At 73.8% G+C, this 22206-nt stretch carries 13 protein-coding genes; 8 read left to right on the plus strand and 5 right to left on the minus strand.

The window, feature by feature from the left end; genetic code table 11:
* The first annotated feature begins 698 nt into the window (after positions 1–698).
* The 3 genes from ACFZA0_RS22725 (at position 699) to ACFZA0_RS22735 (ending at position 8292) form a co-directional block, all read left to right on the plus strand.
* Entirely contained in the window at positions 699–2906 is a 2208-nt protein-coding gene (locus ACFZA0_RS22725; protein WP_391019866.1) for a protein kinase, read from the plus strand.
* A 151-nt stretch (positions 2907–3057) separates the two neighbouring features.
* On the plus strand, positions 3058–6294 hold the full coding sequence (locus ACFZA0_RS22730; protein WP_391019869.1) for a protein kinase: 3237 nt from the start codon (positions 3058–3060) through the stop codon (positions 6292–6294).
* 159 nt (positions 6295–6453) lie between these two features.
* Positions 6454–8292, plus strand: coding sequence for a protein kinase (locus ACFZA0_RS22735; RefSeq protein ID WP_391019872.1), 1839 nt, complete (start codon positions 6454–6456; stop codon positions 8290–8292).
* A gap of 146 nt (positions 8293–8438) precedes the next feature.
* Here the strand turns inward: ACFZA0_RS22735 and ACFZA0_RS22740 are convergent, their stop codons facing one another.
* Together ACFZA0_RS22740 and ACFZA0_RS22745 are read right to left on the minus strand one after the other, a co-directional pair.
* Positions 8439–10451, minus strand: coding sequence for a glycosyltransferase (locus ACFZA0_RS22740; protein ID WP_391019874.1), 2013 nt, complete (start codon positions 10449–10451; stop codon positions 8439–8441).
* Between the two features lie 276 nt (positions 10452–10727).
* Positions 10728–11672, minus strand: coding sequence for a cupin domain-containing protein (locus ACFZA0_RS22745; RefSeq protein ID WP_391019877.1), 945 nt, complete (start codon positions 11670–11672; stop codon positions 10728–10730).
* A gap of 228 nt (positions 11673–11900) precedes the next feature.
* Between ACFZA0_RS22745 and ACFZA0_RS22750 the strand changes: the two genes are divergently transcribed.
* The 3 genes from ACFZA0_RS22750 to ACFZA0_RS22760 all read left to right on the plus strand — a co-directional run bounded on the left by ACFZA0_RS22750 (position 11901) and on the right by ACFZA0_RS22760 (position 16706).
* Positions 11901–12788, plus strand: a complete 888-nt coding sequence (locus ACFZA0_RS22750) for an MBL fold metallo-hydrolase (RefSeq protein WP_391020275.1) — start codon at positions 11901–11903, stop codon at positions 12786–12788.
* A 172-nt stretch (positions 12789–12960) separates the two neighbouring features.
* On the plus strand, positions 12961–14670 hold the full coding sequence (locus ACFZA0_RS22755) for a succinic semialdehyde dehydrogenase (RefSeq protein WP_391019880.1): 1710 nt from the start codon (positions 12961–12963) through the stop codon (positions 14668–14670).
* An 83-nt stretch (positions 14671–14753) separates the two neighbouring features.
* Positions 14754–16706, plus strand: coding sequence for a GMC oxidoreductase (locus ACFZA0_RS22760; protein WP_391019882.1), 1953 nt, complete (start codon positions 14754–14756; stop codon positions 16704–16706).
* A gap of 951 nt (positions 16707–17657) precedes the next feature.
* On the opposite strand, the gene ACFZA0_RS22765 is transcribed toward ACFZA0_RS22760, so the two are convergent.
* Positions 17658–17951, minus strand: a complete 294-nt coding sequence (locus ACFZA0_RS22765; protein ID WP_391019885.1) for a chorismate mutase — start codon at positions 17949–17951, stop codon at positions 17658–17660.
* Positions 17952–18363: 412 nt separating this feature from the next.
* Here ACFZA0_RS22765 and guaA point away from each other — a divergent pair, with 412 nt between their 5' ends.
* Positions 18364–19950, plus strand: coding sequence for a glutamine-hydrolyzing GMP synthase (gene guaA / locus ACFZA0_RS22770; RefSeq protein ID WP_391019888.1), 1587 nt, complete (start codon positions 18364–18366; stop codon positions 19948–19950).
* 18 nt (positions 19951–19968) lie between these two features.
* Here guaA and ACFZA0_RS22775 read toward each other — a convergent pair whose 3' ends face one another.
* Both ACFZA0_RS22775 and ACFZA0_RS22780 read right to left on the minus strand, forming a co-directional pair.
* Positions 19969–20442 (minus strand): pyridoxamine 5'-phosphate oxidase family protein, encoded by a 474-nt coding sequence (locus tag ACFZA0_RS22775; protein ID WP_391019890.1) that lies wholly within the window; start codon positions 20440–20442, stop codon positions 19969–19971.
* A 95-nt stretch (positions 20443–20537) separates the two neighbouring features.
* The gene (locus ACFZA0_RS22780; protein WP_391019893.1) at positions 20538–21167 is read right to left on the minus strand and encodes a hypothetical protein; all 630 of its coding nucleotides are present in this window, start codon (positions 21165–21167) and stop codon (positions 20538–20540) included.
* A gap of 215 nt (positions 21168–21382) precedes the next feature.
* Here ACFZA0_RS22780 and ACFZA0_RS22785 point away from each other — a divergent pair, with 215 nt between their 5' ends.
* Entirely contained in the window at positions 21383–22204 is an 822-nt protein-coding gene (locus ACFZA0_RS22785) for a class II aldolase/adducin family protein (protein ID WP_391019896.1), read from the plus strand.
* Positions 22205–22206 lie beyond the last annotated feature (2 nt).

Genomic DNA, 22206 nt, shown 5'->3' on the forward strand with positions numbered 1-22206 from the left:
GTGGACACGGGACCGGTGGTTCGGGTGCGAGAGGCCGCGGCTGCGGACGCGGCGGCCAGGAGGGCGGGTGGTGAAGGGTGAGTGCGATACGTACGGCGGCCTGATGAGGCGTGACCGGGACAGGCGCCCCGGGTGCCCTCGGCGAGGTCGCACGGGCCTCGGTGCGGGGCAGCGGGAGACGGCAGGGCCGGAGCGCGCCCGGCGTTGCCACCCCCGCCCCGCACCGGCCCGGCAGACGCCGCTTCACGGCGCCGGGGCGGGAAAGCCGCCCCGCGACGGCCAGTTGGCGTCCCGGCGGCCGGGGAACCCGCCGGTCGGCAGGGCACCGGCCCGGCGTTCGCGTACGGGATCTTTGCCGCGACGAGGCGCGCGGCCGCGCGGGCGGTCGTGGCGCGGGCGTCACCGCCCAAGACCATTTGGGCGAGAACCGTGTCGGACCCGGGTATGAGGGAACGCGCGCTGTACGGAGCGAAGCCCACGAGGATCAACACCACCGGCACGGCCAGTAGGGTGCGAAGCAGTGGCATCGCAGTTCCTCCCCTTGTCACGGTCCGTCATCCAGGGCCGTACGACGGGCCTTTCACAGGCTCCGCGGGCACTCGCGGGCACCCCGCGCACCGGAGACACCCGGGGCGAGGGGCACTTGTCGGGTGAGGGACAATGAAGGCTCTGTCAGGGCGGGTTGTATGAGGGGACGCATGTCGGAGGCGGAGCGGGCGGGGACATCCCGTCAGGACAAGAGCGCACGTCTCCTCGCCGGGCGGTACCGGCTGGGGGACGTGCTCGGCCGCGGCGGCATGGGGACGGTGTGGCGGGCCGAGGACGAGACCCTGGGCCGCACGGTCGCCGTCAAGGAACTGCGGTTCCCGACGAACATCGACGAGGACGAGAAGCGCCGGCTGATCACGCGGACGCTGCGCGAGGCCAAGGCGATCGCGCGGATCCGCAACACCAGCGCGGTGACCGTCTTCGACGTGGTCGACGAGGACGACCGGCCGTGGATCGTGATGGAGCTCGTCGAGGGCAAGTCGCTCGCCGAGGTCATCCGCGAGGACGGTCTGCTCGAACCCCGGCGCGCCGCCGAGGTCGGGCTCGCGGTGCTCGACGTGCTGCGGTCCGCGCACCGTGAGGGCATCCTGCACCGCGACGTGAAGCCGTCGAACGTGCTGATCTCCGAGGACGGCCGGGTCGTCCTCACCGACTTCGGCATCGCGCAGGTCGAGGGCGACCCGTCGATCACCTCCACCGGCATGCTCGTCGGCGCCCCCTCGTACATCTCCCCGGAGCGTGCCCGCGGGCACAAGCCGGGGCCGGCGGCGGACCTGTGGTCGCTCGGCGGTCTGCTGTACGCGGCGGTCGAGGGCATGCCCCCGTACGACAAGGGCTCGGCGATCGCGACGCTGACCGCGGTGATGACGGAGCCGCTGGAGGAGCCGAAGAACGCGGGACCCCTGCGGGACGTCATCTACGGGCTGCTCACCAAGGACCCCGACCAGCGCCTAGACGACGCGGGCGCCCGCAAGATGCTCAACGCGGTGATCAGCGCGCCCGAGCCCGGCGCGGCCCGTGCGGACGTGCCGCTGGACGCGACGAAGGTCGTGCCGCTGCCCGCGCAGTCGGACGGGCGGACGTCCGGCGACGCGGCCGTCGGCACCGGGCGCCGCGAGGAGTCGGGCGACCGGCTGCGCGGCGCGCTGCGTTCCGTGCGCAAGGCGGCCACGGCCGCCGGAGCCGCCACCGCGGCCGCTGCCGCTCGCAGCAAGCCCGCCCCGGGTTCCACCGGCACCGCCGGCGGACCGGGCTCCGGGGGAGCGGCGTCGGGCGGGACGTCGGGCGCGGATGCGGTGACGGGGTCCCCGTCGGCGCAGTCGCCGTCCGGGAAGTCCCCGTCGGCGCAGTCCCCGTCCGGGCAGTCGTCTTCCGCGTCGGGGGGCGTGGCCGGCTCGAAGGGCTCCGCCAAGTCCGGGGCGCGGTCGGCGTCGCGGGGCGGGGCCTCGGCCGTTGCCGCGTCGGCCTCGGCGCCGGTGTCGGGTGGGCGTTCGGAGAAGGTGCCCGGTCCCCGGGAGGGGGCCGGAGGTGGGCAGAGCGGTTCGGGATGGCCCGCGATGCCGGCACCCGACCTGCCGCCGAGGCCCGCGCCCAAGGCGTCGCTGACCGACGTGGTGCCCCGCCGCACCCTGGTGATCATCGCGGTGGTCGTGGTGCTGGTGGTGACGGCGATCGTGCTGGCCCTCACGCTCGGCGGCGGCGACGACTCCGCCAACGGCGCGAAGGACAAGGGCGGTTCGGCGGCGAGCGCGAGTGCCGGCGGCGACGACAAGCAGAACACCACGGGCGGCGACTCCGACGCGTCGGCCTCGGCGTCCGCGTCGGCGAGCACCTCGCCGTCCGCGACGTCCACGCCGAGCGCGAAGACGTCGGCGTCGGCGTCCGCGTCGTCGAGCGGCGGTTCGGGTTCGAGCTCCGGCGGGGCGGCAGTCGCGTCGACGTACCACGGGAGCTGGTTCAGCATCGGGCTGCCCGCGGGCTGGAAGTACAGCAGCTCCGACTCGGCGGGCACCCGCTTCACCGGTCCCTCCGGGCAGCACCTGCTCGTGGCCGCCCCCACGTCCACGCCGAAGAGCGACCCGGTCGCGGACTGGAAGAACCAGGAGCGCTACATGACGCGCTCGCAGTACCAGCGGATCCGAATAGCCAAGGTGAGCTACCGCGGCTGGAACACGGCCGACTGGGAGTTCACCTCCGTGGACGGCGGAACGAAGATGCGGACCATCGACCGCGGGTTCGTCGTCAACGACCATCTCGGGTCGGCCCTGATGTACTCGGCGAAGGCCGCGAACTGGGACACCGGCCTCCGTAAGGGAACATGGCAGACACTGACCGCCTCCTTCGAACCGAAGGGTTGAGGTGAGCGGGCGGGGTTTGCGGCGCAAGATGTTGTATCCCGTCGTTGCGGGTTGCCTCCGGCACGTATCGTGAGTGGTTGCGGACCGTAGGCATCCATAACGGGCCGCAGGGCGAACGGAATTGACAGGCCGAGCGACCGGGGGAGGCATCGTGGACGAGTACGCGGGACGAGTTCTCGCCGACCGCTACCGCCTGCCCCTGCCGCCCTCCGACGAGTACGAACTCACCGAGACACGGGCCTTCGACACCTACAGCGGTCAGGAAGTCCTCGTCCGCCAGGTGCCGTTGCCCGAAGTGGTCGAGGCGGAGGTGCTCGACGCCGAGGGGCTGCCGGACGGGTTCACCGCCCGTGACCGCGGCACGCGGCGCGCCCCCGCGCGGACGGCCACCCGGCGTCCGGCCGACCCCGCCGTGCGGCGCGCGGTCGAGGCCGCCCAGGCGGCGGCGCGCATCCCCGACCACCCGCGGCTCGACCAGGTCTTCGACGTGTTCGCCGACGGCGGTTCGCTGTGGATAGTCAGCGAGTTGGTGCCCGCGCGGCCCCTCGCGGCCCTCCTCGCGGAGCAGCCGCTGACGCCGTACCGGGCGGCGGAGGTCGCCGCCGACCTGCTCATGGCGCTGCGCGTGCTGCACGCCCACGGCTGGGTCCACCGCAACATCACCGCGCGCACCGTGCTCATAGGGGACGACGGCCGGGTCATGCTGACCGGCCTCGCGGTCGGCGCCGCGGAGGAGGCCCTGTGCGGGTACGACCCGGTGCCGGACCTGGGCACCCCGTTCGGCGCCCCCGCCCCGCAGCCGCCCTCGCCCCCGGCACCCGGCGGCGCCCCGGCACCGAACCACCCGGCCCCCGGCGAACTCCGTCCGGCCGTGGGCCCCGGACCCGGCGCGCACCCCGGCACGCACCCGGGCCAGGGCGGCGCCCCCACCGGAGCCCCCGGCATCGGCCCCGGCCCCGGCACTGGCACCGGTACGGAACAGGCTTACGGCCCGGGGCAGTTGCAGGGTCCGGGAGGTGCCGCGTACCCGGGGGGCCGTGCGGGTTCCGGCCCCGGTCAGGGCATGGGCGGCATCCCCGACCCGATGCGCCGCAGCGACCCCGAGGCGGCGCGGCGTGCCGCGATCGAGGCCCGTGCGGCCGGGCCCGGACAGCAGCAGGCCCCAGGGGCACCCGGCAGGCCGGCCGGTGAGGGCGGCGCGGCCGGTGTGCCCGCCCGCCGCACGGACGACCCCGGCAACGACATCCGGGCGGCACGCGCGGGCGCGATCGCCGCGTACCGGGCGGGTGCGCGTGCGGCGGCCCGTGTGCAGGAGTCCCAGCAGGGCGGCAGGCCCGCACTGTCCCCGCCGCGGCAGCCCGCGGAGGGCGGCGCCGCTGGGGCCCGCCCCGACGACCGGGGGCAGCAGCACCCGCCCAACGGCGCGGGCACCGGCCCGGACGGACCGCAGGGCGGACCGTACGGCGGCGGTGCGCAGGAGTCCGGTCCCGGTGGCCGGGAGGACGCCGGTCGCGCCGGTGCCGCCGGTCCGGACGAGCAGGCGCCTCCGCCGGGGCAGATCGCCGACCCGTACGGGGTGCGCGGCACCGGCACCACCTGGCGCGGCGGGGTTCCGCGGCCGGCCGACCCCGGTGCGTCCTCGCCCCTGCCGGGCGGCACCGGGCAGGGACGCGCCGCCCTCCGGCCCGCACCCGGCACGGGCCTGCACCCGTCGCAGCCGCCGCACCAACCCCGCCCGTCCCACCAGCCGGAGCCCCGGCCGGGTGGCCAGTACCCGGCGGGCCAGTACCCCACGGGTTCCTACCTGGAGCAGCAGCGAGGCGCCCGGCCCGCGCAGGGGAACGGGCCCTACGGCCCCGGCAACGGTCCGGCCACCGGCCCCGGCGGCGGACACGCCCCGGCGCTTCCGGGCGCCCCCGGCACCGGCTCGCCCACCCACCCGGGCGCCCACGACCCCGTCGTCCACGACCCCTCCGGCCACGGCCCCGCCGTCCACAGCCCTGGGGCGCACAATCCCGCGCATCCCGCCGGGCCCGTTCCCCTTCCCGTCGGGGCGGGGGTCTCGCGGGAGCCCGCGCGGTGGGACCAGCTCGTCGCGCACGCGCCGGAGCAGCGGCGCGGTCCGGCCACCGCGCTGGCGGCCGAGCGGGCCCGGCAGGCCCGGATGACCGTCGTCGGCCCGGTCACCGAGCGGTGGGCGCCGGAGCAGGCCGGTCCGGTGCACGAGAACTGGCAGCTCGCCGCGCCGATCGGTCCCGCGACGGACCTGTGGGCGCTGGGTGCCCTGCTGTTCAGGGCGGTGCAGGGCCACGCCCCGTACCCGGAGGACTCGACCGCCGAACTGGTGCAGATGGTGTGCGCCGAGCCGCCCGCGTTCGCGGAGGAGTGCGGGCCGCTGCGCCCGGTCGTCGAGTCGCTGCTGCGCCAGGACCCGACCGAGCGGCTGAGCTTCGAGGAACTCCGGGGCTGGCTGCGGTCGTTGGTGCGCTCCGCGCCCGAGCCGGAGGCCGGTGCGCACGTGGTGCCCGCGCCGCCCGCGGACCCCGCGCGGCTGCCGGTCGTGCGCCGCCGCGGCGAGCTGGTGCGCAGGCGCAGGGCCGGTCTGCCCGCGACGTCGGCGCACGGACGGCACAAGCGCGACCGTCAGGAGGCGGGCTCGCCCGGCAAGCTCGGGCGCAGGCTGCTGCTGACGATCCTGCTGGTGCTGGTCGCGGGGGTCGCGTACGCGATGTTCTTCCTGCCCAAGGCGGACGACACCGGGGCCCACCGGTCCACCGGTGTGTCCGGCGACGCCGGCGCGACACCGTCGCCGTCCGGACCGAGCGCCGGTTCCTCCGACGGTGCCTCGACGAGCCCGTCCGCGAGCCCGACGCCGACGAAGGAGAAGACGCCCTCGCCGTCCGCGACGAAGACGCAGGGCGCCACGCCCGATGCCGCCGCGGGGTTCACCCTGCGCAAGGACCCGGAGGGCTTCCAGGTCGCGGTGCCCAAGGGCTGGACGCGCGCGGGGAAGAACAGTCAGGGCCAAGTCGTGTACTCCAAGGGCGACTTCAAGCTCATCGTCGTGCCCGGCCGGGACAGCACCTCGACGGGCGGCAGCGACCCGATGGTCTACCAGCGGGACAAGGAACCGGAGTTGCAGCCCTACCGCTCGTCCAGCTGGGCCACCTCCAGCGGGCTGCGCACCATCCAGGTCGGCGGACTGACCATGGCCGAGGGGCAGTTCACGTGGACCGGTGACAACGGCAGCGACCTGTTCGTGCGCAACCTGGCGATCCTGGTCGGCCAGCACTACCACGTGGTCCAGGTCCGCGGACCGGACAGCCAGCGCGACGAGGTGACGAAGGTGTACGAGCAGGCGTCGTCGACGTACAAGGTCACCGGCTGAGGCTCGTCCCCGGCAACGCGGACGAATCCGCTGCCACCGGACAAGTCGCCCTGGATGCGGGGTTTTTCGGCCATGCGCGCGTGCCGGTGCGGTCACGGGTCTGTGACCGCGACGCCGTCCTGTGGATACCGGGGCGCCCGCCGCGATATGGATGACTGCATGAGCAGCGACGGGGGAGCCCGGTACGGGTCCGACGAGCCAACGAGTTTCGGTCTTCAGCCACCACGGCCCCGGTCCGGCCCGCTGCCGGACAATCCGTACGCCGTACCGGCCGCGGCCGTGCCCCAGCAGGGGCCGCCCGCACCGCCGTCGCCGGACACGCCGCCGTCGCCGGACGCGGTGCGGTCGCCCGGCGCCCCGGGTTCGCCCAACGGCACACCCGCGCCGGCCCCGCACCCCGCCGCCCCGCCGGACTCGTCCACGCCGGACTCGTCCCCGTCGCCCCCGGGTGCGCCGGACTCCGCCGCGACCGCGCCGTCCGCCCGCCCCGAGGAGGGGGCCGGGCGGCTGATCGCCGGGCGGTACCGGCTGCTCGCCAAGCTCGGGCACGGCGGCATGGGCACCGTGTGGCGGGCGAAGGACGAGACGATGGACCGCGAGGTGGCGGTCAAGGAACCCCGTGTGCCCGACCACCTGCCCGAACGGGAGCGGGCCAACGCCTTCGAGCGGATGCGGCGGGAGGCACGCGCCGCCGCCCGCCTGGACCACCCCTCGGTGGTGAACGTGCACGACGTCGCGGTCGTCGACGGGCGGCCGTGGATCGTGATGGAGCTGGTGCACGGCCGGTCGCTCGGCGACGTGCTCCAGGAGGGCACCCTCGGCGGCGCGGACGCCGCGCGGATCGGCCTGGAGGTGCTCGGTGCCCTGGAGGCCGCGCACGCGGGCGGCGTCCTGCACCGCGACGTGAAGCCGGACAACATCCTGCTGGGCCGGTACGGCCGGGTCGTGCTCACGGACTTCGGGATCGCGCAGATCGAGGGCGAGACGAACCTGACGGACACCGGGGGCTTCGTCGGCTCGCCCGAGTACATCGCTCCCGAGCGGGTGCTGGGGCAGCGGCCGGGCCCCGCGTCCGACCTGTGGTCGCTCGGCGTCTCGCTGTACGCGGCCACGGAGGGCGTGTCCCCGTTCCGGCGCAGCAACACGCCGGCCACCCTCCAGTCGGTCCTCAACGCCACGCCGGCCGCTCCCGCCTCGGCCGCCGGGCCGCTCGCGGAGGTCATCACCGCACTGCTCCAGAAGGACCCGGCCCGCCGTCCCGACGCCGCCCGGGTACGCGCGCTCCTCGACGCGGCGGCTCATCCGCCCGCCCCGGCGCCGACCGCCCTCGCGCCGCTCCCGGCCCCGGCGGAGACCGGCGGCCGGCGCGGCACGGCGGTACGGCTGGGCCGCGGGGCCTGGCTCGCGGCCGGCTCGGTCGTCGTCGCGGCGGCGGTGGCGGCGTACCTGCTGCTCGCGGACCCCTTCGCGGGGCCGCTGCCGGACGGTTGGAAGAAGCAGCACAGCAAGGACGTCGCGGCGACGCTCGCGTTCCCCGCCGGATACACGCGGACGCTGCCGGACCGGAAGTCCGACAAGGGGCACTGGGTCGAGTACGCGGACCCGAGCGGCAGTGTCTGGATGACGCTGGTCCGGCTGAAGGCGTCCGAGGACGAGAACCACCAGATCCAGTCGTCCGCCCCCGCGGAGATGTACAAGGACAACGCAGGCTTCCAGGCGAGCGGCAGTTACGACCTGAGCATGCCGGAGAAGCCGGCGAAGACGCGGACCCGTCCGGTCACGTACAAGAGCAGGGGCGCGGCCGAGAACACGATCACGTACACGACCACCGACAGCGACCATCCCCGCCCCCGGGAGGTCGTGATCTTCTACTACCGGACCACCGGCAGCGACATGTACAAGCTGACGGTCTCCTACCCGGGCAAGGGCGACTTCGTGGCCAGGGGACGCGAGGTGGCGCGGGAGGCCGTCGACAACCTGGACATCGACAAGCTCTGAGGAACGGCCGGCGGACACGGACCGGCGGACGGACGGGCGGACGGGCGGACGGACGGGCGGGCAGGCGCGCGGCCGACGAGCAGCCGTCCGCGCCCCGTCCGCCCCTCCGCCCCGTCCGCCCGCCGCCCGTCGCCCGCCCGTCCCGCTCAGAGCCCCAGCCGCCGGGTGAACGCCTTCACCAGGTCGGTCCGCGCGACGTGGAGCGCGAAGCAACGGCCCTTCCGCTGCGCCGGTTTGGCGTACCAGGGCAGTCCGAGGCGGCGCCACTTCACCGGCGCGGTCGACGGGGGCAGCTGCGGCAGCGGCAACCCCCATGCGCCGAGCCTCAGTTCACCGGTCCACACGCCGGCCCCGAGCCGCTCGACCGGTACCCCCACGGTGAACGGACCGCCGGTGCGGCCCTCTTCGCCGCGCGGCACCGGGAACGCGGCGGTCCGTCCGCCCTCCTCGCTCAGGACGATCCGCAGCGCGTCGTCCGGGTACGAGGCGAGGGAGCAACGCCCGCTGAACTCAAGCCTGTTCGGAACGTCCCGCGCCCAACGGACGCCGTCCACGAGGAGCCGGGGCGTCACGCGGTGCTTGTTCTCGCCGAGGTCGAGGGTGAAGTTGCCGTACGGCTTGGTGGTGTAGAGCGCGAGGGCGCGCGGGCCCGCCGGGGTGTCGACCACGCGCACGCACGGCTCGGCGTCGACGTCGTCGGCCCGCTTGCAGCCGATCCGCACCTCCTTGCTGAGGCCCTGTGCGGCGACGTCCAGGGAGACGTCCCACAGGCCGTCGTCGAGCGGACCGCCCTCGGCGGCGGTCGTGACGTCCACGGAGGCCTCGAACCCGGCCCGTTCGTAGGGATACCGACCCTTGTCCTCGTCGTCACCGAGGCCCGGGGTGTCGGTGTGGGTGACGGGCAGCCGGAACTCGGTGCCCGTGCCGCGTTCGCGCAGGACGAGTTCCGTGGCGACGTCGTGGGTGGCCACGCGGTGCAGGTACGCGTGGCCGGCCAGGTGCAGCGTGGTGCCGCGCAGCTCGGCGCGGGTGAGGTGGTGGCGGGCGGAGAGCAGTGCGGTGACGTCGTAGCAGGCGTCGGGCACGCCGCGTCCGGGGTCGCGCAGGAACGGGTGCCTGACGTAGGCGCGGCCGTCCTCGACGAGCAGCGGTGCGGACACCCCGCTCTCCGCCAACTCCCGTTCGTAGCGGTCGAGTTCGAGGAGTTCGTCGAGCATGGTGTGGCGCACCAGGTGCATCCGCAGCCGGGCCAGCGGGGGCAGTACGTCGTGCAGGCCGTCGTGCCAGAGCGGGGCCAGGGTCTCCGCGAGGCGGGCGAGGGTCTTGTGCTGCTCGTCGCGGGGTTCGTGCACGAGGTGGCAGCGGATCAACGACCCCACCTCGACGGTGAGATGGCGGTGGGCGAGGTGGTCGCGCCCCGGACCGGGCGGCACCCGGTCGACGAGCAGGTCGACCATGCGCGACAGGAACCGCAGCCGTGGTTCCGAACCCGGCGTGCGCAGCGTGATGTTGCCCTCGTCCGCACGCAGCACCCAGTACACGCAGTCGTAGTCGGCGACGACGGAGATGCCCGACGCGTGCAGGTAGGCGCGGGCGACGAAGGGCTGGTCCTCGCCGGTCGGCAGGTCGGTCGGGAACCGCAGGTGGTGTTCCTCGACAAGGCTGCGGCGGAACAGTTTCATGGGGCTGAGCGTCCAGTAGACGCGGGAGTCGAAGACGTCCGTGCGCGGCTGGTTGCGCCGGAACATGGATTGCGGGGGCCGCCGTCCGCCCTCGCCGACCATTTTGCCGAGCACGACGTCGGTGCCGTTCTTCTCCGCCATGACCGCCATGCGTTCCAGGGCCTCGGGTCCGAGGTGGTCGTCGGCGTCGAGGAAGAACACGAACTCGCCCCGCGCCAGGTCGAGTCCGTGATTGCGCGGACCGGCCGGGCCGCCGGAGTTCTCCTGGGTCACGACGCGCAGGAGACCGGGATGGGCGGCGCCGAGGCGCTTCAGTTCGGCGGGGGTGCCGTCGGTCGAGCCGTCGTCGACGACGATGACCTCCAGGGCGGCCTTCCCGATGCTCTGCGCGGCGACGGACTCCACGCACCGAGTGAGATAGGGCATCGCGTTGTAGGCGGCGATGATCACCGAGATGAGGGGGCCGGTCACGGTCACCGTCTTGCGCTCCTGGGAGTACGGGGCGCGCCCGCGCGGTGAATTCCGTTGAATTCGGCTTCGGCTTCGGTTCGACTTTCGGCGGAATTCGCTGGGGGTGAGGCGGCTGATATCCGAACTCGCCGACAGTGCAGCCTATTTGCGAGGGCCGCCGATCGGACTGTGAAGATACCATGGGCCGCCTGTGCGGTTCCCGTTTCTGAATTCTTGATTCATGGCCATGAATTCGCGCTCCGTTAATAAGGGTTCTGGTGTGCGAATTAATGCGCCGTCGCTCTAGCGGGGCGGACGGGCCGCCGCGGCGGCGCTTTCCCGGTAGCGTCCGGGAGTCGTGCCGAACTCCCGGCTGAAGGCGTGGGAGAGGGCGTACGGGCTGCTGTATCCCGTCTCGCGGGCGACCCGCGCGAGGGACGCGTCCGGGTCCCGCAGCCGGGTCGCCGCCAGCGTCAGCCGCCACCACGTCAGGTACCCCATCGGGGGACGCCCGACGAGCGCGGTGAAGCGGCGCGCGAGGGTGGCGCGCGAGACGCCGGCCTCGGCGGCCAGCCGTTCGGCGGTCCACGGTGCGGCCGGGTCGGAGTGCACGGCGCGCAACGCCGCCGTCGTCACCGGGTCGTTGAGGACGGCCGGCCAGGTGCCCGTGGCGGCGTCGGCCAGCCAGGCGCGCACCATGTACACGAGGAGCAGGTCGAGCAGGCTCGGCAGGGCGAGGCAGCCGCCGGGCCGCGAGCCGTCGATCTCCCGCGCCAACAGGTCGATGGCGGAACGGAGTTCGGGGTGCGCGCCGACCCGGTTCGGCAGGTGGACGACCTGCGGGAGCTCCGCCATCAGGGGGTGCGTGCGGCTGCGCTCCAGGCGGTACTTGCCGCACAGCAGCTCGGCCTGGGCGGCCTCCCCGGCCGGACGCGGCTGCGGGATCCGGTCCCGTACGTCCTCGAACGGCACCGCCCGCCGCACCGCCTCGGCGTCGGTGAAGCCGTCCGGCTGCCCGCCCGCGAGCACGTGCCCGGCGCCGTGCGGCAGCAGTACGGCGTCACCGGGGCCCAGTGGCACCGCGTTCCCGTCGTCGGTCAGCAGCCGGCAGCCGCCCGACAGCACGACGTGGAACCCCGCACCCCCGTACGGGGCGAGCCGGGTGGACCAACGACCGCTCACCCGCAGCCGGTTGGAGGAGGGCCGCCCGGTCCGCACGGCGGAGATCGCGTCGCTCACCACGTCCATGCGACGAGCGTAGCGAGAGGGGGCGCGCCGGGCGTCGCGGCGGTGAGCGGTACGCGTATTCAGTTGAGCGGCAGGGGCATTGGGCCGCTCGCCGCCCCGTTCTAGCTTCGGCACATGGACTCACGCGCCGACAACACCCCTACCCGGAACCGCACCCCGGATCCCCTCCCCGCCCCTGCCCCCACCCCCGCGCCCGCCCCCGAAGCGGATCCCCGCCCCGCCCCCGCGATGGTGCTCGGCGACGTCGAGATCCTTCGCGTCGTCGAGTGGCGGGGCGCCTTCCTGCCCGCCGGTGACCTCGTCCCGGACGTGGCGCCCGGGGTCTGGGCGGACCACCGCGACGCGCTGGCCCCCGACCACTGGGACCCCGTCGGCGACCTGGCGGTGGTGGCGCTCCAGACCTGGGTGCTGCGGACCGGAGGCATGACCGTGCTGATCGACCCCGGCGTGGGCAACGGGCGGGAGCGGCCGGGCAACCCCCTGTTCCACATGCGCGAGGGCGACCTGCCGGGGCGGCTGGCACGGGCCGGGGTGCGTCCGGAGGACGTGGACGTCGTGGTCAACACCCACCTGCACGCGGACCACGTCGGCTGGAACACGCACGACGTGGACGGGGAGTGGGTGCCCACCTTCCCGAATGCCCGGTACCTGCTCCCGGCCGCCGACGACGCGTACTTCGGTCCGGCGGGCGGGTACGGCGGCGGGGCGCACCCGGTCGACCGGCTCGTCCACGAGGACAGCGTCGCGCCCCTGCACCGGGCCGGCCGGGTCAGGCTGTGGGAGGGCGTGCACCGCTTCGCGGACGGCCTGACCCTGGAGTCCGTCCCCGGGCACACGCCGGGCTCGTCGGTGCTGCGGGTCGAGTCCGGCGGTGACCGCGCCGTCTTCGTGGGCGACCTGCTGCACAGTCCCGTGCAGATCCTCCACCCCGGGGCGGCCAGCTGCTTCTGCCTCGACCCGGTCCGGGCCGCGGCCGGCCGCCGCCGGGTCCTCGGCCGGGCGGCCGACCGTTCGGAACTGGTGGTCCCGGCGCACTTCGGCGGCGCGGGCGCGGTGGAGGTGCGGCACGCGCCGGGCGGCGGCTTCGCGCTCGGACCGTGGGCGGACCGGCGGTAGCCGGGGCGCGGAGGGGGGCGACGGTCCCGGCGGCGCCGACGAGTCCCGGCGGGGCCGACAACCCCCTGATCAGCACGTTCGTTGCCAGTGATCACTGGCGTTGTGTGAGCAGTCGGTGAATCCGATTACCGGCGGGTACCAAAAGCTTCCGGACCGGCATACCCTGCCGCTCATGACGGACTCGCAGGCCCCGGAGCAGACCGGCAACGACACCACCGCGGCGGACGCGGACGTGGACGCGCCCGCAACCGCGACCACGGACGGCACCGGCACTCCCGCCGGTACCGGTGACGGGGCGGGCACCAACCCGCTCGCCCCCGCGCCCGCGGGCGTCCGGACCGCCGCGGACGTGGTCACGCCCGAGCTGGTCGCGCAGCTCACCAAGGGGGTGACCGGCTCCGGCCGGACCGCGAACCACAGCCCGTTCACCGGGGACAAGCTCGCGGACCTGCCCGAGTCCACCCCCGAGGACGTGGCGCGCGCCTTCGAGGCGGCCCGTGCGGCACAGGAGGTCTGGGCCAGGGTTCCGGTGCGGGAGCGGGCCGCGGTACTGCTGCGCTTCCACGACCTGGTGCTCGCGCGGCAGGCCGAGGTGCTCGACCTCGTCCAGCTGGAGACCGGAAAGGCGCGCCTGCACGCCCACGAGGAGGTGCAGGCGGTCGTCGTGGCCGCGCGGCACTACGGCCGCCGGGCGCCCGCGTACCTGCGGCCGAAGCGGCACGCCGGCGCGATGCCCACCCTGACCCGGGTCACCGAACTCCGGCACCCGCGCGGTGTGGTGGGCCAGATCGCGCCCTGGAACTACCCCCTGGAGCTGTCGGTCGGCGACGCCCTGCCCGCGTTCGTCGCGGGCAACGCCGTCGTCATGAAGCCCGACACGGAGACGTGCCTGACCGCGCTGTGGGCGCGCGACCTGCTGATCGAGGCGGGACTGCCCGCCGGGGTGTTCCAGGTCGTCCTCGGTGAAGGCCCGGTCGTGGGGCCGGAGTTGGTCAAGCACGCCGACTACGTCTCGTTCACCGGTTCCACCCGCACCGGCCGCGAGGTCGCGCAGGGCGCGGCGGCCCGGCTGATCGGCGTCTCGCTCGAACTGGGCGGCAAGAACGCCATGATCGTGCTGGAGGACGCCGACATCGAGAAGGCGGCCGCGGGCGCGGTCCGCGCGTGCTTCTCGTCCGCCGGCCAACTCTGCATCTCCATCGAGCGGTTGTACGTCCACGAGGCCGTCGCGGACGTCTTCCTGGAGCGGTTCGCCGCCCGCACCCGCGCGATGCGGCTGGGCCGGTCGCTCGCGTACGGGGCGGACATGGGCTCGCTGGTGGGCCCGCGCCAGCTCGAAACCGTGACGCGGCACGTCGACGAGGCGGTCGCCAAGGGCGCCCGCGTGGTCGCGGGCGGCGTGGCCCGCCCCGACATCGGCCCGTACTTCTACGAGCCGACCATCCTCGACGGCGTCGAGGCACCCATGGCCGTGTGCACGGAGGAGACGTTCGGCCCGGTCGTCTCCCTGTACCGCTTCCGCGACGAGGACGAGGCGGTCGACCTCGCCAACTCCACGCCGTACGGCCTCAATTCGTCCGTGTGGACCAAGAACGGCGCCCGCGGCCGCGCGGTCGCCGCCCGGCTGCGCACCGGCACGGTCAACGTCAACGAGGGCTACGCGCCCGCCTACGGCAGCGTGCAGTCCCCGATGGGCGGCATGAAGGACTCCGGCCTCGGGCGGCGCCACGGGTCGGAGGGCATCCTCAAGTACACCGAGGCGCAGACCGTCGCCCAGCAGCGACTGCTGCCCATGGCCCCGTCACTGGGCATGGACGACGAGAAGTACGCGGCGTTCATGAGCCGCAGCCTGCGTGTGATGAAGGTGCTGCGCCTGCGCTGACAGCCGCCGCGTCCCCCCTTTCTTTTCGCTTTTTCGCTTCCGTTCCCTTCCGTCATGTGAGCCGCACGAGCTGAGGGAGAGCCATGTCCCAGGACGACGCCGCCCGGAAACCGGGCACAGAAGACGCGGAACGGGACGAACCGCCCGTGGTCGCGGCAGACTCATCCGAGCCCGACCCCGACCCGCTCGGTGCGGCGGCCCCCGCCCCGGACCCCGCGGCGGCGACCGGCGCGGTCCCGCGGGAGAGCGGGGAGCACGGCGACAAGGGGGAGTACGACTTCGACGTCCTCGTGGTGGGCTCCGGCTTCGGCGGTTCGGTCACCGCGCTGCGGCTGACCGAGAAGGGGTACCGCGTCGGCGTCCTGGAGGCCGGCCGCCGCTTCACGCGCGCGTCCCTGCCGAAGAACTCCTGGGACGTGAAGAACTACCTGTGGGCGCCCCGCCTCGGCATGTACGGCATCCAGCGCATCCATCTGCTGGGCAACGTCATGGTGCTGGCCGGCGCGGGCGTCGGCGGGGGCTCCCTCAACTACGCCAACACCCTCTACGTACCGCCGCGTCCCTTCTTCGAGGACCCGCAGTGGCGTGACATCACCGACTGGCAGGAGGAGTTGGAGCCGTACTACGACCAGGCGCGGCGCATGCTCGGCGTGCGGCTCAACCCCACGATGACGCCCTCCGACGTGCACCTGAAGGCGGCGGCCGAGCGGATGGGGGTGGGCGACTCGTTCCATCTCGCGCCGGTCGGCGTGTTCTTCGGGGACGGGGAGGACGCGTCCGGCGAGGCGAAGGTGGCGCCCGGCACGGAGGTCCCCGACCCGTACTTCGGCGGCGCGGGGCCCGGACGCAAGGCGTGCCTGGAGTGCGGCGAGTGCATGACCGGCTGCCGGCACGGGGCGAAGAACACCCTCAACGAGAACTACCTCTACCTCGCCGAGAAGGCGGGCGCGACCGTGCATCCGATGACCACCGTCGTGTCGGTCCAGGAGGACTCGCGGGGCGGCTTCGCGGTGGCGACACTGCCCACGGACGACCGCAGGAACGCGAAGGGGCGCACCTTCACCGCCCGCCACGTCGTCGTCGCGGCCGGCACGTACGGCACCCAGACCCTGCTGCACCGCATGAAGCAGGGTGGTCAACTGCCCTACATATCGGACCGGTTGGGCGACCTGACCCGGACCAACTCCGAGGCGCTGGTGGGCGCGCAGACCGACAACCGGCACTACCGCAAGGCGACGGGCGAGAAGCGGGTCGACTTCACGCGCGGCGTCGCGATCACCTCGTCGATCCACCCGGACGGCAGCACCCACATCGAGCCGGTCCGCTACGGCCGGGGCTCCAACTCGATGGGCGGACTGTCCATCCTTCAAGTCCCGTACGCGGAGGGCTCGTCGAGGTTCCTCGCCTGGCTGGCCCACAGCGCCCGCCACCCGGTCCTCACGCTGCGCTCGGTCTCCCAGCGCCGCTGGTCGGAGCGGACCATCATCGGCCTGGTCATGCAGTCGCTCGACAACTCCCTGACCACGTACCTGAAACCGAAGGGCGTCGGACGCGGACTGCTGACGGCGCGGCAGGGCCACGGCGAGCCCAACCCGGTCCAGATCAAGGCGGCTTCGCAGTACGCGTCCGCCATCGCCGAGGAGATCAACGGCTTCGCCGGGTCCAACGTGGGCGAGCTGATGGGCACTCCGCTCACCGCGCACTTCCTGGGCGGCTGCCCGATCGGCGCCACCCGGGAGACCGGCGTGATCGACCCGTACCACCGGCTGTACGGGCACCCCGGGATCTCGGTCGTGGACGGTGCGGCGGTCTCGGCGAACCTCGGTGTGAACCCCTCGCTCACCATCACCGCGCAGGCCGAGCGCGCCATGTCGTACTGGCCCAACAAGGGCGAGGCGGACCCGCGTCCGCGCCAGGGTGCCGACTACGAGCGGGTCTCGGCGGTCGAACCGCACCGGCCCGCCGTTCCCGAGGACGCGTTCGGCGCCCTGCGGCTGCCGTTCCTGGGGATGCCCGCGGTGCCGCCCAAGGGCTGACCGGGGGCGGGACGCCGGGGGAGTAGAGGAGCCGGCCGCGAAAGGGGCGGCCGGGAAAGGAGGAAGGACCTGCGCCCCCCTCCGCGCGCAGGTCCCTCACCTCTTCGCGCCGGGCGGTCGAGCTCGCCCTCGCGACGCCCCGGCGCTTCGGCCGGCGCACCACGTGACGCTCTCCGTCGTCGCCGGGCCCGGGGGCCCGGCCGGAAGAACACCGCTGTGGGGCGCGGGTTGGCGCTGGGTTCGAGAGGTGTGACCAGGGAGGGGTGCGAAGGGTTGCACTGAATCCGCGTCAATTGGCTGTGGTGTGGGTCACATTCCGGCCGGTCTGCCGGCGACGGACGGACGCGCGGTACGGGGCATGGCCGGCGGGCGCGGGTGCCGGACAGGGGAAGGGCCCCGCGGGACGGAGCCGCGGGGCCCTCCTTCGTCAGCACCGGCGTCAGGGCAGCGCCGGTGCCTGGGGGCGGCGCCGGGGGGTGCGCCGCCTGCCCGGAACGCCGTCGGTCGCCGCCCCGGCGCGCGCCGGGCGCGCGGGTGGTCTCGACCTCTGGCGGTGGGTCGATGGGGATCTGGTCAACACAGTTGCCTGCAATGGGGACTTGGGGCTTTCCAGGCATCGTGCTCGATGGGCCCGGCCTCCGCAACCGTTGGACCCGGCCTTGTGCGATTTTCCGCCGGTCGGCCCCGGGCGTCCCCGGGGCCGGCCGTTCTCTTGGGTGACCGGGCTGCTGTCCCCTGCCGTCCGGTCACTTGTCCGGGGCGAGGTCCCACGACGTACGGCACGACCCGTTCGTCTCATCGCCCCGGCGAGCCACGCGTGGTTCGTTCGGGCCCGCCCCTGGCTGGCACGGACACCGGGACAACGAAGGGGTGAGCGAGGCGGTCACGCGCCGTACGGGTGAGAGGTGGCGCGCACGTACGGACCCGGACGGCGTTGCCGCGTCGGCGAGTTCAGACCCGGCCGCGGCACAGCTCCAGCAGCGTCATGGCGAGCGCCGTGCCGGGCCTGCCGAGGGCCTCGCGGTAGCGGCCGAGGATCTCCGTCTCGCGGGCGAGGTTCACCCGCCGGCCGCCCGAGCCGATGCGGGCCTCCTGGATCACCGCCGAGACGGCCATCCGTTCCTGGACCAGACCCAGAATGCGGTCGTCGAGGGCGTCGACGCGTTCGCGGGCGTCCGTGATCAGGCCCGCGGCGGCGTCGGTACGGGCGCCGGTGCGGTCGGCCTCTGCGGGGGTGGTGGTCATGTCGGGTCTCCTCGGTGTCGGCGGGGGCGAACGGGGTGCCCGGCGGCGACAGGACCCGGGGTGAGGAAAACGACAGACGCCCCGGGCCTTGTCGGCCCGGGGCGCCCGGTAGGTCGCTTGTCAGTGGTTCAAGCGGCACGACCATGGCATCCGGCGGGCCGGCTGCCATAGGTAAAGACGAAGGTCGTGGGCGTGAACATGCGGCCAGTATGGCGCGCGCCGGGCGGACGGCCAAGCCGTTTCGCATCCTGAGACCGCCCGGGACGAGCCATTGGGGACCCCTCTCGGGCCGTCCAGGCCCGGGGGCGGGGCCCCGGCGAGGGGGCGGGCCGGGCGCTCGGCGGGAGGGTGCGCACGTCGGCCCCGTTAGACTTGCTGGCGTATACCCCGCCCAGCCGCCGGAAGGCAACCCGTGTCATCAGCGACTCCCGCTGCCGCCGCCCCCGACACCGTCCTGGTCGTCGACTTCGGCGCGCAGTACGCCCAGCTCATCGCCCGTCGCGTCCGTGAGGCCCGGGTCTACAGCGAGATCGTGCCGAGCACCATGCCGGTCCCGGAGATGCTCGCCAAGAACCCGGCGGCCATCGTCCTGTCCGGCGGACCCTCGTCGGTCTACGCCGACGGCGCCCCGTCCGTGGACCCCGCCCTGTTCGAGGCGGGCGTGCCCGTCTTCGGCATGTGCTACGGCTTCCAGCTCATGGCGCAGGCCCTCGGCGGCACCGTCGACAACACCGGCTCCCGCGAGTACGGCGGCACCCCGCTGACCGTGTCCCGGCCGTCGTCCACCCTCTTCGAGGGCACCCCCGCCGAGCAGTCGGTGTGGATGTCGCACGGCGACGCCTGCTCCGCCGCCCCCGAGGGCTTCACGGTCACGGCGTCCACCGCGGTCGTCCCCGTCGCCGCCTTCGAGAACGACGAGAAGAAGCTGTACGGGGTCCAGTACCACCCCGAGGTGATGCACTCCACGCACGGCCAGCAGGTGCTCGAACACTTCCTGTACCGGGGCGCGGGCCTGACCCCCTCCTGGACCACGGGCAACGTGATCGACGAGCAGGTCGCCCTCATCCGCGAGCAGGTCGGCTCCAGCCGCGCCATCTGCGGCCTGTCCGGCGGCGTGGACTCCGCGGTCGCCGCGGCCCTCGTGCAGAAGGCCATCGGCTCCCAGCTCACCTGCGTGTACGTCGACCACGGCCTGATGCGCCAGGGCGAGACCGAGCAGGTCGAGAAGGACTTCGTGGCCGCCACCGGCGTGCAGCTCAAGGTCGTCGACGCCAGCGAGCGGTTCATCGACGCGCTCAAGGGCGTCAGCGATCCGGAGCAGAAGCGGAAGATCATCGGCCGCGAGTTCATCCGCGTCTTCGAGCAGGCCCAGGCCGAGATCGTGGCCGAGGCGCCCGGCGACCAGCCCGTCGAGTTCCTCGTGCAGGGCACCCTCTACCCGGACGTCGTCGAGTCCGGCGGCGGCACCGGCGCGGCGAACATCAAGTCCCACCACAACGTGGGCGGCCTCCCCGAGGACCTGGAGTTCCAGCTCGTCGAACCGCTGCGCAAGCTGTTCAAGGACGAGGTCCGCATGGTCGGCCAGGAACTGGGCCTGCCGGAGGAGATCGTCCAGCGCCAGCCCTTCCCGGGCCCCGGCCTCGGCATCCGCATCGTCGGCGAGGTCACCCGCGAGCGCCTGGACCTGCTGCGCGAGGCCGACGCCATCGCCCGCGAGGAGCTGACCGCGGCCGGCCTGGACCGTGAGATCTGGCAGTGCCCGGTGGTCCTGCTCGCGGACGTCCGCAGCGTTGGCGTCCAGGGCGACGGCCGCACCTACGGTCACCCGATCGTGCTGCGCCCCGTCTCCAGCGAGGACGCCATGACGGCCGACTGGACCCGGCTGCCCTACGAGGTGCTGGCCCGCATCTCGACCCGCATCACCAACGAGGTCGCCGACGTCAACCGCGTCGTCCTCGACGTCACGAGCAAGCCGCCGGGCACCATCGAGTGGGAGTGACCCCCGGCAGCGTCGCGGTCAGACGCGCCTGACCGTGCGCACCGGCGCCCCCGGGTGCCAGATCTGCACGACGAGGTACTTCTCGTCCTCGACGAAGGTCCGCACGACCTCGGTCAGTTCGGCGCGGAAGAGGTGGAACGGCTCCGGCGGTTCCACCTCTTCGACGTATCCGGCCTTCGCCCGCTCGTCGGTCACCTCGACGGCCCGCCCGCCGATCCGCACGTCGCCGCCACCCATCCCGGTGCCGGGACCGGGGTTGGCCTGGAGCGCGAAGCGGCCGTCCCGCCGCAGATCGAGCGCCTTCATCGACTCGGGCATCATCCCCACGCACAACTCCCCCCGCACGAACTGGACTTCGACGCCCGACGTGCGGGGCGAGCCGTCCTTGCGGAGGGTCGCGAGAACATGGTGGGTGAACGCGCCGAAGCGCTCCTGCACGGTCCTCGCGAAATCGGGTTCGGCCGCGGCCAGTGCCGCCCAGTTCACAGTCATGGCACAGAGTCTGCCGCCGGCGCGGGCCGTCTTCCACCGGGATACCGGACGGCCGCCGGGCGCGGTGTCCGGGGCCGCGGCCCGCGCCCGGGGCCTCAGACGGTCGTGTACGGCACCGGCCGCACGTAGCGCTCGCGGCCCTGCGGGTCCCGCACCGGGGTGCAGCCCGCCGCCGCGAGCTGCCGGGCCAGCTTCGCGACGCGGGCGGTGTTGATCCGCAGGGAGACCAGCAGCATCGCCGGCATCAGGACGGCGAGCGGCACCAGCACCACGTAGGCGCCGGTCAGCAGGGCCATCAGCAGGAAGAAGACGCCGCAGCCCCAGGCCATCCCGAGCAGCAGCTTGCGGTTGCCGGCGACGACGAGCGCGTCGTACCTGATGAGCTTCGTGATCAGGTCGACCTCCGGCAGCACCTCGGGCACCGGCACCAGGGAGCCCTGGTGCATGCCCGGCACCGGCCCGCCCGAGCCCGCCTGCGGGAACGCGGCGACGTTGGCGGCGGCCCGCTGCTGCGCCCAGGGGGACGGGTCGCGGGTCAGCAGCACGTGCAGCACGCGCTGCTTTCCGACCAGCCGCACCCCCGAGTACTGGAAGCCGAAGCACTCCGCGATGTACACCTGCGCGCTGAAGGTGGGCAGTTCGGCGAACGGATGGACCAGTTCCACGACGTCCTGGGTGGCCAACTGCCGGACGAGGGAGGTGATGTGGCGTTCGGCGATGCTCATGTCGTGCTCCGGGGAAAACGGGGACGTGCGTGCGGGCAGCTGGGCCACCGCGCCGACGTCGGACTTCTGTTGCCGCATGACGGACCACCGAACCCCCCGGAGGGTTGCACGCGGCGTCGCCCCACGGGGCGCCCGTGCCCCCCGCCGCCCGCGCGCACCGCATCTTTACGCAACCGCGCTGTTCTCCCGGCCTCACCGACGGTAACTTCCGCCCCGTGACCGAACCCAGAACCTCAGCCCGTACGGACGGGCCCGCACCGCCCGCGCCCCTGCCCCTGGACCGGCTCCGGTTCGCGATGCCGCCGATGCACGACTCCCTCGACGACGAGCGCCGCTACCGCAAGGAGCGGCTCGCGGGCGCCCTGCGGATCTTCGGGCGGCTCGGTTTCGAGGACGGCGTCTCCGGCCACATCACCGCGCGGGACCCGGAGTTCACCGACTGCTGCTGGGTCAATCCGTTCGGCATCCCGTTCAGCCAGGTCACCGTGAGTGACCTGGTGCTGGCCAACCAGGACGGTCAGGTGGTCGAGGGCCGCTACCACGTCAACCAGGCGGCGTTCACCGTGCACGCCCAGGTGCACGCGGCCCGCCCGGACGTCGTCGCCGTCGCCCACTGCCACTCGCTGGGCGGGCGCGCGCTCGCCGCCCTCGGTGACGTCATCGACCCGATCAGCCAGGAGAGTTGCGCGTTCTACGAGGACCTCGCCCGCTACGACTCCTACTCCGGCGTCACGGTCGACGCCGACGAAGGGCGCCGGATCGCCGGCGCGCTCGGCACCCGCAAGGCGATGGTCCTGCGCAACCACGGCCTGCTCACCGTCGGGGACTCGGTGGACGCGGCGGCCTGGTGGTTCGTCTCCCTGGAGCGTTCCGCGCAGGTCCAGTTGACCGCGCGGGCCGCGGGCCGGCCGGTGCTGATCGAGCACCGCATGGCCGTCGCGACCCGCGAACAGCTCGGCGGCGACCTGGTCGCGTGGATCAACTACCAGCCGATGTGGCGGGACATCACCCGACGGGAACCGGACCTGCTGAACTGATG

Source organism: Streptomyces sp. NPDC008150, assembly GCF_042956945.1.
Taxonomy (GTDB): domain Bacteria; phylum Actinomycetota; class Actinomycetes; order Streptomycetales; family Streptomycetaceae; genus Streptomyces.

What these genes read in the sequence shown, in the direction of transcription:
- ACFZA0_RS22725 (WP_391019866.1), top strand. Translation starts at nt 699, where the DNA reads ATGTCGGAGGCGGAGCGGGCGGGGACATCCCGTCAGGACAAGAGCGCA.
- ACFZA0_RS22735 (WP_391019872.1), top strand. Translation starts at nt 6,454, where the DNA reads ATGAGCAGCGACGGGGGAGCCCGGTACGGGTCCGACGAGCCAACGAGT.
- ACFZA0_RS22745 (WP_391019877.1), bottom strand. Translation starts at nt 11,672, where the DNA reads ATGGACGTGGTGAGCGACGCGATCTCCGCCGTGCGGACCGGGCGGCCC.
- ACFZA0_RS22750 (WP_391020275.1), top strand. Translation starts at nt 11,901, where the DNA reads ATGGTGCTCGGCGACGTCGAGATCCTTCGCGTCGTCGAGTGGCGGGGC.
- ACFZA0_RS22755 (WP_391019880.1), top strand. Translation starts at nt 12,961, where the DNA reads ATGACGGACTCGCAGGCCCCGGAGCAGACCGGCAACGACACCACCGCG.
- ACFZA0_RS22760 (WP_391019882.1), top strand. Translation starts at nt 14,754, where the DNA reads ATGTCCCAGGACGACGCCGCCCGGAAACCGGGCACAGAAGACGCGGAA.
- ACFZA0_RS22765 (WP_391019885.1), bottom strand. Translation starts at nt 17,951, where the DNA reads ATGACCACCACCCCCGCAGAGGCCGACCGCACCGGCGCCCGTACCGAC.
- ACFZA0_RS22775 (WP_391019890.1), bottom strand. Translation starts at nt 20,442, where the DNA reads ATGACTGTGAACTGGGCGGCACTGGCCGCGGCCGAACCCGATTTCGCG.
- ACFZA0_RS22780 (WP_391019893.1), bottom strand. Translation starts at nt 21,167, where the DNA reads ATGAGCATCGCCGAACGCCACATCACCTCCCTCGTCCGGCAGTTGGCC.